Origin of the sequence: Streptomyces sp. NPDC002994 (assembly GCF_040611155.1) — a bacterium.
In the GTDB taxonomy this organism is placed as follows: Bacteria; Actinomycetota; Actinomycetes; order Streptomycetales; family Streptomycetaceae; genus Streptomyces.
In genome coordinates this window covers 241,680-253,744 of record NZ_JBEXNQ010000008.1, presented here as the reverse complement: position 1 = coordinate 253,744, position 12,065 = coordinate 241,680, and the positions used below count along the sequence as shown (strand labels likewise).

The window sequence follows — 12,065 nt, the reverse complement described above, 5'->3', positions numbered from 1 at the left end:
GGAGGCGCAACCCATCATGGTGGAGATCAAGACCCCAGAGCAGATCGCGAAGATGCGCGAGGCGGGGCTGGTCGTCGCCGCCGTCCACGCGGCCACGCGTGAGGCGGCCGTGCCGGGCGCCACCACGCGGGACCTGGACGAGGTGTCCCGCAAGGTGCTCGCCGAGCACGGTGCGAAGTCGAACTTCCTCGGGTACGGCGGTTTCCCCGCCACCATCTGCACGTCGGTCAACGAGGTCGTCGTCCACGGCATCCCCGACGAGAAGACGGTCCTGAAGGACGGCGACATCATCTCGATCGACGCCGGCGCGATCGTCGACGGCTGGCACGGCGACGCGGCGTACACCGCCTTCGTGGGTACGGGGCACGCGCCCGAGCTGATCGAGCTGTCGCGGGTGACCGAGGAGTCGATGTGGGCGGGTCTCGCCGCGATGAAGCTGGGCAACCGGCTGGTCGACATCTCCAAGGCGATCGAGTCGTACATCCGCCGCCAGCCGCGTCCGGCGACCGGTAAGTACGGGATCATCGAGGACTACGGCGGGCACGGCATCGGCTCCGAGATGCACATGGACCCGCACCTGCTGAACTACGTCACGCGCAAGCGCGGCAAGGGCCCGAAGCTGGTCCCCGGCTTCTGCCTGGCGATCGAGCCGATGGTGAGCCTCGGTACGGCGCAGACGGATGTCCTGGAGGACAACTGGACCGTCGTGACGACCGACGGGACCTGGTCCTCGCACTGGGAGCACTCGGTAGCGCTGACCGAGGAGGGACCGTTGGTCCTGACCGCGGTGGACGGCGGAAAGGCCAAGCTGGCTGAGTATGGGGTTACGGCCGCGCCGGATCCGCTGGGCTGAGCCCCGGTCCCGGCGGACGGAGTCCGGCGCAGTCGCTCGAAGCTTGTGAGGCGCCCCGGCGCCGAGCCCGCGAGGGGGACGTCGGGGATAGGTCGGTGGCAAGGCGAAGCTGGCTGAGTATGGGGTTACGGCCGCGCCGGATCCGCTGGGCTGAGCGCCGGTCCCGGCGGACGGAGTCCGGCGCAGTCGCTCGAAGCTTGTGAGGCGCCCCCGGGCGCCGAGCCCGCGAGGGCGGCGTTGGGAAGCGGCTCGGCTGGGCCAGCTCGGCTCGGCCGTACGGAGTAACGATCTTGACTGTTGGGCACACTTGCCGGATTCGTCTTTTCCGGGTGCCTGACGTAGACTGACTCGTCGGCTCGCGTGTACCCGTATGCCTGCATACGGATGCGTGAGTCGATCAAGGTAGCCGATTCGAAGGGCGAAGCGTGGCCAAGAAGCAAGGTGCCATCGAAATCGAGGGCACCGTGATCGAGTCCCTCCCGAACGCAATGTTCAAGGTGGAACTTCAGAACGGTCACAAAGTCCTAGCGCACATCAGCGGCAAGATGCGTATGCACTACATCCGCATCCTCCCGGATGACCGGGTCGTTGTGGAGCTGTCTCCGTACGACCTGACGCGTGGCCGGATCGTCTACCGGTACAAGTAGATCTTGCCCGCGCTCCGTGGTTACGCGGAGCGATGGCACTGACCCGGAGAACCTCACATCCCATGAAGGTCAAGCCGAGCGTCAAGAAGATCTGCGACAAGTGCAAGGTGATCCGCCGTCACGGCCGGGTCATGGTCATCTGCGAAAACCTGCGCCACAAGCAGCGCCAGGGCTGACGTACGACCCCCTGCATCTCGCAGAACTTCGCGCGACGCAAGCAAAAACGTAATTACGCAGAACCCAGTGCCCACGGGTGCTGACACCTCCGGCGGAGGCCGGGGACCTGGTCCGTAACGCTCCCTGAGGGGAGTGGTCGGTGGCCACGGAGCGGTTCTGCGGAAGACCTCCGAGCAAACAGGAGCCATGAATGGCACGCCTTGAAGGCGTTGACCTCCCGCGCGAAAAGCGTATCGAGGTCGCCCTTACCTACGTCTTCGGCATCGGTCGTACCCGTGCCCAGGAGACTCTCGCCGCTACCGGCGTGAACCCGGACACGCGCGTTCGTGACCTGGCCGAAGAGGACCTGGTCAAGATCCGCGAGTACGTCGACGTCAACTTCAAGACCGAGGGTGACCTCCGTCGCGAGGTGCAGGCCGACATCCGCCGCAAGGTCGAGATCGGCTGCTACCAGGGTCTGCGTCACCGCCGCGGCCTGCCGGTTCACGGCCAGCGCACCAGCACGAACGCTCGTACCCGCAAGGGCCCGCGTCGCGCGATCGCCGGTAAGAAGAAGCCGGGCAAGAAGTAGTCCTCAGCCGGACGCTCATCAGCGGTCTTCGCTGTAGGACCGACCACCTCCCGTAGGAGATATAGATGCCCCCCAAGGGTCGTCAGGGCGCCGCCAAGAAGGTGCGCCGCAAGGAAAAGAAGAACGTCGCTCATGGGCACGCCCACATCAAGAGCACGTTCAACAACACGATCGTTTCGATCACCGACCCCTCGGGCAACGTGATCTCCTGGGCCTCCGCCGGCCACGTCGGCTTCAAGGGCTCGCGCAAGTCCACTCCGTTCGCCGCGCAGATGGCCGCCGAGTCGGCTGCCCGTCGCGCGCAGGAGCACGGCATGCGCAAGGTTGACGTCTTCGTCAAGGGTCCCGGCTCCGGCCGTGAGACCGCGATCCGCTCCCTCCAGGCCACTGGCCTCGAGGTCGGCTCGATCCAGGACGTCACCCCCACCCCGCACAACGGCTGCCGCCCTCCCAAGCGCCGCCGCGTCTGACGCGGGTCGGCGTCTGACGCCGGTTGGCTGGGGGCGCGGGTGTCCGGCTGGGGGTGTGGGGGTTACTCCCCACATGTCGCAGTACGGCTGCCGCCCTCCCAAGCGCCGCCGCGTCTGACGCTTTCGCGTCCGACTCTGGTTGTTGCAGTGCGTGAGGGGTGAAGACCGACCTTCACCTTCGAACGCGTTGTACTCGGGCGGTACGGTCCTTCGGGCCGTGCCGCCCGTACCCTTGTAACAGTTGGCATCAAATAGTGGGTGCCAAGACTGGAGGCATTTCTCATGCTTATCGCTCAGCGTCCGTCGCTGACCGAAGAGGTCGTCGACGAGTACCGCTCGCGGTTCGTGATCGAGCCCCTCGAGCCGGGCTTCGGTTACACCCTCGGCAACTCCCTGCGTCGTACGCTCCTCTCCTCGATCCCCGGTGCCGCTGTCACCAGCATCCGGATCGACGGCGTCCTGCACGAGTTCACCACCGTGCCGGGTGTCAAGGAGGACGTGACCGACCTCATCCTCAACATCAAGCAGCTGGTGGTTTCCAGCGAGCACGACGAGCCGGTTGTTATGTACCTGCGCAAGCAGGGTCCCGGTCTGGTCACCGCTGCTGACATCGCCCCGCCGGCCGGTGTCGAGGTCCACAACCCGGACCTCGTTCTCGCGACGCTGAACGGCAAGGGCAAGCTGGAGATGGAGCTGACCGTCGAGCGCGGTCGCGGCTACGTCTCCGCCGTCCAGAACAAGCAGGTGGGCCAGGAGATCGGCCGTATTCCGGTCGACTCCATCTACTCGCCGGTGCTCAAGGTCACGTACAAGGTCGAGGCGACCCGTGTCGAGCAGCGCACCGACTTCGACAAGCTGATCGTCGACGTCGAGACCAAGCAGGCCATGCGCCCGCGTGACGCCATGGCGTCCGCCGGTAAGACCCTGGTCGAGCTGTTCGGTCTGGCGCGCGAGCTCAACATCGACGCCGAGGGCATCGACATGGGCCCGTCGCCGACGGACGCCGCGCTCGCTGCTGATCTCGCGCTGCCGATCGAGGAGCTCGAGCTCACCGTTCGTTCGTACAACTGCCTCAAGCGTGAGGGCATCCACTCCGTGGGTGAGCTCGTGGCGCGCTCCGAGGCCGACCTGCTCGACATCCGCAACTTCGGTGCGAAGTCGATCGACGAGGTCAAGGCGAAGCTGGCCGGTATGGGCCTCGCGCTGAAGGACTCGCCTCCCGGCTTCGACCCGACTGCTGCCGCCGACGCCTTTGGCGCCGACGACGACGCGGACGCGGGTTTCGTCGAGACCGAGCAGTACTGATCGTGCCCCGCGCCGGCGACTGAGGCTTTGTCCTCAATCGCCGGACGGGCTTGATTTGAAGACTTCCGCGCGGCGGCCGCCTCGCGGGAACTGACACCGGTACCTGATACGGCCGGTGCAGACACTAGGAGAATCACCATGCCGCGTCCCGCAAAGGGTGCCCGTCTGGGCGGCAGCGCCGCGCACGAGCGTCTGCTTCTCGCCAACCTGGCGAAGTCGCTGTTCGAGCACGGCCGCATCACGACGACCGAGGCCAAGGCCCGCCGCCTGCGCCCCGTCGCCGAGCGTCTGGTCACCAAGGCGAAGAAGGGCGACATCCACAACCGTCGCCTGGTGCTGCAGACGATCACGGACAAGAGCATCGTGCACACGCTGTTCACCGAGATCGCTCCGCGGTACGAGAACCGCCCCGGTGGTTACACCCGCATCACGAAGATCGGCAACCGTCGTGGCGACAACGCCCCGATGGCGGTCATCGAGCTCGTCGAGGCCCTGACCGTGGCGCAGGCCGCCACCGGTGAGGCCGAGGCCGCGACGAAGCGTGCGGTGAAGGAAGACGCCCTCAAGAAGGACGAGGCTGTCGAGGACGCCGCTCCGGCCGCCGAGGCTGCCGAGGGTGAGTCCAAGGACGCCTGAGCGTTCTGACACCACCGGGCGGGCCCGCATCACCCTTCGGGGCGGTGCGGGCCCGTTCTGGTTTTTGTTGCTTGGAGAGGATTTGCGGGTGAGCGAGGGCATTGAGGGTGCGGCTCCCGGGTTCGTGCGGGTGCGGCTGGATCTTTCGTACGACGGGAAGGACTTTTCCGGGTGGGCGAAGCAGACCGAGCGGCGCACGGTCTGCGGTGAGATCGAGGACGCGCTGCGGACCGTGACGCGGTCCTCGGTGACGTACGAGCTGACGGTCGCCGGGCGTACGGACTCGGGCGTGCACGCGCGCGGCCAGGTCGCGCACGTCGACCTGCCGGAGGAGGTGTGGGCCGAGCACCACGACAAGCTGCTGCGGCGGCTCGCGGGGCGGCTGCCGCACGATGTACGGGTCTGGAAGGTCGCGGAGGCACCCCCGGGGTTCAACGCCCGGTTCGCGGCCGTCTGGCGGCGCTACGCGTACCGCGTGACCGACAATCCCGGGGGCGTCGACCCGCTGCTGCGCGGACATGTGCTCTGGCACGACTGGCCGCTGGACGTCGACGCCATGAACCGGGCGGCCGAGAAGCTGGTCGGGGAGCACGATTTCGCGGCGTACTGCAAGAGGCGTGAGGGCGCGACGACCATTCGCACCTTGCAGGAGCTCAGCTGGGAGCGCGGGGCGGACGGGGTCATTACCGCGACCGTGCGCGCCGATGCCTTCTGCCACAACATGGTGCGGTCGCTGGTGGGCGCCATGCTGTTCGTGGGCGACGGGCACCGGGACGCGGACTGGCCGGGCAAGGTGCTGGCGGCGGGCGTACGGGACTCGGCTGTCCATGTCGTACGCCCGCACGGCCTCACGCTGGAAGAAGTGGGCTATCCGGCTGACGAATTGCTGGCGGCGCGTGCCCGGCAGGCCCGCAACATGCGGACGCTGCCCGGGTCACCCGGCGGTGGTTGCTGCTGACGCCTGGGTCTTTCCGCGCTGGTGGATCTGGCGGAAGGTGAACTCCGCGAGGTCGTCGCCGGTGGTGTAGACGTCCTTGTCGGACACCGTGACGTTCTTGCCCGTGGTGAAGCCGGCGACGGTGAAGTACGCGTAGCGGCCGTAGGCATTGGTCGTCTTGCGGCAGATCGCGCCGGCCCGGCAGAAGGTGGGGACGCCGGCGCCGGGGAGGGAGGCCAGGCCGCCGCTCGCCTGCTCTTTGGCCCGCTCGGCCTGGGCGGCGGTGTCGAAGACCGCGACACCGACGGTCACGGCCACGCCGCCCTTCGAGTACGTCGCGCGGATGACCTGGTCGCAGCCGTTGCCGGCGAGTACGGAGCCCAGCGCTCCCTGGGTCGCGGCGGAGCAGCTGGTGGTGCGGTTCGTCGCGCCCTTGGTGTACGCGCGGTCGCCCATCTTCAGCTTCTTGCCGGGGAAGAGGGTGTCGGCGCTCAGCGGCAGCTTGTCCTTCTGCGCGCTGGAGATGAAGTCCCGGGGGTTCGGCGGGGGCGGCGGCGCCTGGGAGGAGAAGGAGGGGCCCGGCTGGACGGACTCGTTGGGGAGCGTTTCGGGGGTCGGCAGCTCGGTCGCCGTGGTGTTGTTCGGGTCTGTGTTGTTGTTTGTCGTGACTACCGCTGTGGCTACGATCGCGCCGACTATCGCGGTCGCCAGGACGCCGCCGCCGATGTACGTCCACCGTTTTTTGCGGGCGCGTGCGGCGGAGGCGTCGGCGAGTGCCGCCCAGTCCGGCGTGTCGGGTGCGGTCTGTGTTCCGTACGGATCCTGAGGGCTCTGCTGTCCCTCGGGGCCACCCCAGGAGGGCCCCCCTTGCCCAAAGCTCATGCCGCGCATCCTAATCCGGTTGGGTGATGCGGCGGACGACGGCGACAATGCGGAGCATGGGACATCTTGAGGCCGCACACGTCGAGTACTACCTGCCGGACGGGCGGCCGTTGCTCGGCGACGTTTCCTTCCGGGTCGGGGAGGGCGCTGTCGTGGCCCTGGTCGGGCCCAACGGAGCGGGCAAGACGACCCTGCTCAAGCTGATCTCCCGGGAACTGCAGCCGCATGGCGGCTCGGTGACGGTGAGCGGCGGGCTGGGGGTGATGGGGCAGTTCGTGGGGTCCGTACAGGACGAGCGGACGGTGCGGGACCTGCTGGTCTCGGTGTCTCAGCAGCGCATCCGGGAGGCTGCCGCGGCCGTCGACCGGGCCGAGCACGAGATCCTGACCGTGGACGACGAGAAGGCGCAGATGGCTTACGCGCAGGCGTTGTCCGACTGGGCGGAGGTCGGCGGGTACGACGCCGAGACCGTCTGGGACATGTGCTCCATGGCGGCGCTGGGGATTGAGTACGACAAGGCGCAGTTCCGCGAGGTGCGGACGCTCAGTGGGGGTGAGCAGAAGCGGCTTGTGCTGGAGGCGCTGCTGCGGGGGCCTGACGAAGTGCTGCTGCTGGACGAGCCGGACAACTATCTGGACGTGCCCGGCAAGCGGTGGCTGGAGGAGCGGCTGAAGGAGACCCGCAAGACGGTCTTCTTCGTTTCACATGATCGCGAGCTCCTTTCGCGGGCCGCCGACAAGATCGTGAGCCTGGAGCCGGGCGCGACGGGGGCCGACGCGTGGGTGCACGGTGCCGGGTTCGACACCTTCCACGAGGCGCGGGCCGAGCGGTTCGCGCGGTTCGAGGAGCTCCTGCGGCGGTGGGAGGAAGAGCGTGCGCGGCTCAAGGCGCTGGTGCTGAGGCTGCGGGGGCAGGCGGCGAGCAGCCCCGACATGGCCTCGCGGTACCGGGCCATGCGGACGCGGTTCGAGAAGTTCGAGGAGGCGGGCCCGCCGCCGGAGCCGCCGCGGAAGCAGGACATCCGGATGCGGCTGAGGGGCGGGCGGACGGGGGTGCGGGCGGTCGTGTGTGAGGGGCTGGAGCTTGTTGGGTTGATGAAGCCGTTCGACCTGGAGGTCTATTACGGGGAGCGGGTCGCCGTGCTCGGGTCGAACGGGTCCGGCAAGTCGCACTTCCTGCGGCTGCTCGCCGGGGAGGACGTCAAGCACACGGGGGAGTGGAAGCTGGGGGCGCGGGTGGTGGCCGGGCACTTCGCGCAGACGCACGCGCATCCGGAACTGGTCGGGCGGACGCTCGTCGATATTTTGTGGTCCGAGCACTCCAAGGACCGGGGCGGGGCGATGGGCGCGCTGCGGCGGTACGAGCTCGAGCGGCAGGGGGATCAGGCGTTCGACCGGCTGTCGGGTGGGCAGCAGGCGCGGTTCCAGATCCTGCTGATGGAGCTGGAGGGAACGACCGCGCTGCTGCTCGACGAGCCGACCGACAACCTTGACCTGGAGTCGGCGGAGGCGCTGCAGGAGGGGCTGGAGGTGTACGACGGGACGGTGCTGGCCGTTACGCACGACCGGTGGTTCGCGAAGTCCTTCGACCGGTATCTCGTGTTCGGGTCGGACGGTGTGGTGCGGGAGACGGCGGAGCCGGTCTGGGACGAGCGGCGGGTGGAACGGGCGCGGTAGGGGCTTGCGCCGCGGGGTTCGGTGCGTGCGGGGGCGGGTGCGGGTGCGGGTCGGTGGGGGCTGGTGCTGCGGGTGCGGGTGCGGGGCGGTGGGGGCTGGCGTGGCCTGCGGCGGGGGTACTTGCCGGAGGCTCTGGGGTCGGTGCCGCGTCGGGGCGTCTCCTCGGGCGCCGAACGTTCGGGCACTGGGTTTGTTCGGGCGTGTTGCGTTCGACGCCCTGCGGGGAGCGCCCCGACACGTCCCCTCCTGGCACCGTGCCATGTGGCGCGGGCGGGGTCGTTTTGACCCGTACGGGCCAGACGGGTAAGCTTCCAGTTCGTTATGCGTATTGGCTTGGTCGTTCTCACGCGAGGGGCCCTTACGCCGGTCCACCGGGCCGATGACCAGCGGCAGGCAGACGGGTTGCGTCCCCGAATGCGGCCATGGCTGTCGTGATCGTCCGGGTGGCCTTGTCAGGACCCACTCACTGAAGAAGCGAAGGCTACGACCGTGCGTACGTACAGCCCCAAGCCCGGCGATGTCACGCGCCAGTGGCACATCATCGACGCGCAGGACATCGTCCTGGGCCGTCTGGCGACGACTGCCGCCAACCTCCTGCGGGGCAAGCACAAGGCGATTTACGCCCCGCACATGGACATGGGCGACTTCGTCATCATTGTCAACGCCGAGAAGGTTCACCTCTCCGGCAACAAGAAGACCCAGAAGATGGCGTACCGCCACTCCGGTTTCCCGGGCGGTCTCCGTTCGGTGCGCTACGACGAGCTGCTGGCGAAGAGCCCCGAGAAGGCCGTAGAGAAGGCCATCAAGGGCATGATCCCCAAGAACACCCTGGGTCGTCAGATGCTCTCGAAGCTGAAGATCTACGCAGGTCCCGAGCACCCGCACGCTGCCCAGCAGCCGGTGCCGTTCGAGATCACCCAGGTCGCGCAGTAGTTCCGGCCACACCACCCCTAAGAACGAAAGAAATCTGAGGAGAATCGTGGCCGAGACCACTGCAGAGACCCCCGTCGAGGACACCGAGGTTGAAGAGACCTTCGACGCGGTGACCACCTTCGAGTCCGAGGTGCCCGTCGAGGGCGAGTACACCTCCGAGTCGATGGCTGGCCGTTTTGGTGACCCGCAGCCGGCGGCCGGCCTGGGCCGTCGCAAGAACGCCATCGCCCGCGTCCGGATCGTTCCGGGCACCGGCAAGTGGAAGATCAACGGGCGTACGCTCGAGGACTACTTCCCGAACAAGGTTCACCAGCAGGAAGTCAACGAGCCCTTCAAGGTGCTCGAGCTCGACGGCCGCTACGACGTCATCGCCCGCATCGCGGGTGGCGGCGTCTCCGGTCAGGCCGGTGCGCTCCGTCTCGGTGTCGCCCGTGCGCTGAACGAGGCGGACGTGGACAACAACCGCGCCACGCTGAAGAAGGCCGGCTTCCTCTCCCGCGACGACCGTGCGGTCGAGCGCAAGAAGGCCGGTCTCAAGAAGGCCCGTAAGGCGCCGCAGTACAGCAAGCGCTAATCCGCCTGCTCGCCTGTATCAGACGTTCGCCCCGGCGGCACCTCGTGTGCTGCCGGGGCGTTCGTTTATCGCTTTCAGCATTTCGGAGGACACCAGTGGGACGACTCTTCGGCACTGACGGTGTGCGCGGTGTCGCCAACGCGGACCTGACGGCTGAGCTCGCGCTCGGTCTGTCGGTCGCGGCGGCGCATGTGCTCGCCGAGGCGGGCACCTTTGAGGGGCATCGGCCGACCGCCGTGGTCGGACGTGATCCGCGTGCGTCTGGGGAGTTTCTGGAGGCCGCCGTCGTGGCGGGTCTCGCGAGCGCGGGCGTGGACGTGCTGCGGGTCGGGGTGCTGCCGACCCCCGCGGTGGCGTACCTCACCGGGGCGCTCGGTGCCGATCTCGGCGTCATGCTCTCCGCGAGCCACAACGCGATGCCGGACAACGGTGTCAAGTTCTTCGCGCGCGGTGGGCACAAGCTCGCCGACGAGCTGGAGCACCGCATCGAGGCCGTGTACGAGCAGCACAAGGCCGGCGAGCCGTGGGCCCGGCCGACCGGGGCGGGCGTCGGCCGCGTTTCCGACTACGACGAGGGCGCGGATCAGTACATCGCCCATCTCATCGGTGTGCTGCCCAATCGGCTCGACGGCGTGAAGGTCGTACTGGACGAGGCTCACGGGGCCGCCTCGCGCGTTTCGCCCGAGGCCTTCGCCCGGGCCGGCGCCGAGATCATCACCATTGGTGCCGACCCTGATGGGCTGAACATCAACGATGGGTGCGGGTCCACGCACCTGGAGATGCTCCAGGCCGCTGTGGTTGAGCATGGTGCCGATCTTGGGATCGCTCACGACGGGGATGCCGACCGGTGTCTGGCCGTGGACGCCGGAGGGCGTGAAGTTGATGGGGATCAGATTCTCGCTGTGCTGGCCCTTGCCATGCGGGAAGCCGGTCAGCTCCGTAAGAACACCGTGGTCGGCACCGTCATGTCGAACCTCGGCTTCAAGCTGGCCATGGAGCGCGAGGGCATCCAGCTCGTACAGACCGGCGTCGGCGACCGGTATGTGCTGGAGTCGATGAAGGCCGAGGGGTACGCCCTGGGTGGCGAGCAGTCCGGGCATGTGATCGTGCTCGACCACGCGACCACGGGCGACGGCACCCTCACCGGCCTGATGCTGGCCGCGCGGGTGGCCGCGACCGGGCGTACGCTCGCGGACCTCGCCGGGGTCATGAGCCGGCTGCCGCAGATCCTCATCAACGTGCCCGACGTCGACAAGTCGCGCGTCACCACGTCCGCCGAGCTGGCGGCCGCCGTCGCCGACGCCGAGCGTGAGCTGGGCGCCACCGGACGGGTACTGCTGCGGTCCTCGGGCACCGAGCCGCTCGTGCGGGTCATGGTCGAGGCGGCCGACATCGAGCAGGCGAAGGCGGTCGCGGGGCGGCTCGCCGATGTGGTGAAGTCCGCGCTCGGTTAGGCGGTCTTGCCGGCTGTACGCTCGCGCTGCTTCGCCCAGAAGTACTTCTGGGCCAGCAGCGTGAGCGTACCGGCGACGACGATGCCGAGCAGGTTCAGCAGAAGCTGCTCGGATGAGCCTTTGGTCTGGCCCACGTCGCCGTAAGCGAGAGCCACGGCCGCGTTGGCCGCCGCCGGGACTGTCGTCACCGAGATGGCTACGCCGACCATGGCGCCGGACTTGGCCGAGGTGAGGGACAGCATGCCTGCCGAGCCCGCCAGTACCGCCACTACGAACGAGAACCAGTCCGGGGCGTAGATGAAGCCCGTGTTGGGTCGGTCGGCGTTCAGTTTTTCCTCGGTGAACAGGTTCGTCGCGTCCATGAAGAGGCTGAACAGGACCGTCACCGCCATCGCCGCCGCGAAGCCCACGATCAGCGCGGCGAACGAGCGCCAGGCCAGCTTCGGGGCGCGCTGCACCAGCGCCGTGCAGAAGCCGGCCAGCGGGCCGAACTCCGGGCCCACCGCCATCGCGCCCACGATCAGGATCGCGTTGTCGAGCACCACACCGCAGGCCGCGATCATCGTCGCCAGCGACAGGAACGCGATGTAGGTGACGGAGAGCGTCGACTCCTCGTGGGTCGCCTCCGACAGCTGCTCCCACAGCACCGCGTCCGCGCCTTCGCCGGGTGCGTCCTTCTCCGCCTTCGCGGCGCGGGTGGAGAGGGAGAGGTCGATGTTCTCCACGGCGATCGAGCCGCATTCGTCGATGCCTATCGCGCGGAGCGTGTTGATGAGGTCGTCGCCCGCCTCGCGCGCCACATCGCACATGATCAGGTCGCCTGCAGGGTCGCGGGCCGCCCCGGGGATGACTGCGATGTGTGTGGTGCCTACCGTCTTCTCCACCGTGCTCACGACCTCGTCGGTGCGGTCGGCAGGGACGATCAGGCGGAGGTGAAGCACGGTGTCTGT

14 protein-coding genes are annotated in these 12,065 nt (G+C 68.1%); 12 read left to right on the top strand and 2 right to left on the bottom strand.

All coding sequences use genetic code 11. The features are described 5' to 3' along the window. The first annotated feature begins 16 nt into the window (after nucleotides 1-16). The 8 genes from map (at nucleotide 17) to truA (ending at nucleotide 5,617) form a co-directional block, all read left to right on the top strand. On the top strand, nucleotides 17-853 hold the full coding sequence (map, locus tag ABZX79_RS13415) for a type I methionyl aminopeptidase (protein ID WP_355255529.1): 837 nt from the start codon (nucleotides 17-19) through the stop codon (nucleotides 851-853). Nucleotides 854-1,278: 425 nt separating this feature from the next. Further along, nucleotides 1,279-1,500, top strand: coding sequence for a translation initiation factor IF-1 (infA, locus tag ABZX79_RS13410; protein ID WP_003956442.1), 222 nt, complete (start codon nucleotides 1,279-1,281; stop codon nucleotides 1,498-1,500). Nucleotides 1,501-1,562: 62 nt separating this feature from the next. Next, on the top strand, nucleotides 1,563-1,676 hold the full coding sequence (gene rpmJ, locus ABZX79_RS13405) for a 50S ribosomal protein L36 (RefSeq protein ID WP_009740505.1): 114 nt from the start codon (nucleotides 1,563-1,565) through the stop codon (nucleotides 1,674-1,676). 191 nt (nucleotides 1,677-1,867) lie between these two features. Further along, nucleotides 1,868-2,248 carry a 30S ribosomal protein S13 gene (gene rpsM, locus ABZX79_RS13400; RefSeq protein WP_028812356.1) on the top strand — a complete coding sequence of 127 codons (381 nt, stop codon included), beginning with the start codon at nucleotides 1,868-1,870 and terminating at the stop codon, nucleotides 2,246-2,248. A gap of 65 nt (nucleotides 2,249-2,313) precedes the next feature. Next, entirely contained in the window at nucleotides 2,314-2,718 is a 405-nt protein-coding gene (rpsK, locus tag ABZX79_RS13395; RefSeq protein WP_003956432.1) for a 30S ribosomal protein S11, read from the top strand. Between the two features lie 282 nt (nucleotides 2,719-3,000). Then, the gene (locus tag ABZX79_RS13390) at nucleotides 3,001-4,023 is read left to right on the top strand and encodes a DNA-directed RNA polymerase subunit alpha (protein WP_003956430.1); all 1,023 of its coding nucleotides are present in this window, start codon (nucleotides 3,001-3,003) and stop codon (nucleotides 4,021-4,023) included. Nucleotides 4,024-4,161: 138 nt separating this feature from the next. Further along, complete coding sequence (rplQ, locus tag ABZX79_RS13385) at nucleotides 4,162-4,659, top strand: 50S ribosomal protein L17 (RefSeq protein ID WP_355255524.1); 498 nt, start codon at nucleotides 4,162-4,164, stop codon at nucleotides 4,657-4,659. 88 nt (nucleotides 4,660-4,747) lie between these two features. Next, nucleotides 4,748-5,617 carry a tRNA pseudouridine(38-40) synthase TruA gene (gene truA, locus ABZX79_RS13380; RefSeq protein ID WP_355255521.1) on the top strand — a complete coding sequence of 290 codons (870 nt, stop codon included), beginning with the start codon at nucleotides 4,748-4,750 and terminating at the stop codon, nucleotides 5,615-5,617. Here truA and ABZX79_RS13375 read toward each other — a convergent pair. Beyond that, nucleotides 5,594-6,478 (bottom strand): hypothetical protein, encoded by an 885-nt coding sequence (locus ABZX79_RS13375; protein ID WP_355255518.1) that lies wholly within the window; start codon nucleotides 6,476-6,478, stop codon nucleotides 5,594-5,596. The genes truA and ABZX79_RS13375 overlap by 24 nt on opposite strands. A 47-nt stretch (nucleotides 6,479-6,525) precedes the next feature. On the opposite strand from ABZX79_RS13375, the gene ABZX79_RS13370 reads away from it, so the two are divergent. The 4 genes from ABZX79_RS13370 to glmM all read left to right on the top strand — a co-directional run bounded on the left by ABZX79_RS13370 (nucleotide 6,526) and on the right by glmM (nucleotide 11,115). Next, a complete protein-coding gene (locus ABZX79_RS13370; RefSeq protein ID WP_355255515.1) occupies nucleotides 6,526-8,154 on the top strand; it encodes an ATP-binding cassette domain-containing protein in 1,629 nt (542 codons plus the stop codon). Nucleotides 8,155-8,643: 489 nt separating this feature from the next. Continuing rightward, nucleotides 8,644-9,087, top strand: a complete 444-nt coding sequence (gene rplM, locus ABZX79_RS13365) for a 50S ribosomal protein L13 (RefSeq protein WP_214974320.1) — start codon at nucleotides 8,644-8,646, stop codon at nucleotides 9,085-9,087. Nucleotides 9,088-9,133: 46 nt separating this feature from the next. Beyond that, on the top strand, nucleotides 9,134-9,661 hold the full coding sequence (rpsI, locus tag ABZX79_RS13360) for a 30S ribosomal protein S9 (protein WP_355255512.1): 528 nt from the start codon (nucleotides 9,134-9,136) through the stop codon (nucleotides 9,659-9,661). Nucleotides 9,662-9,756: 95 nt separating this feature from the next. Next, on the top strand, nucleotides 9,757-11,115 hold the full coding sequence (glmM, locus tag ABZX79_RS13355; RefSeq protein ID WP_355255509.1) for a phosphoglucosamine mutase: 1,359 nt from the start codon (nucleotides 9,757-9,759) through the stop codon (nucleotides 11,113-11,115). Here the strand turns inward: glmM and ABZX79_RS13350 are convergent. Continuing rightward, complete coding sequence (locus tag ABZX79_RS13350) at nucleotides 11,112-12,056, bottom strand: DUF389 domain-containing protein (protein ID WP_355255506.1); 945 nt, start codon at nucleotides 12,054-12,056, stop codon at nucleotides 11,112-11,114. The genes glmM and ABZX79_RS13350 overlap by 4 nt on opposite strands. Between the last annotated feature and the right edge of the window lie 9 nt (nucleotides 12,057-12,065).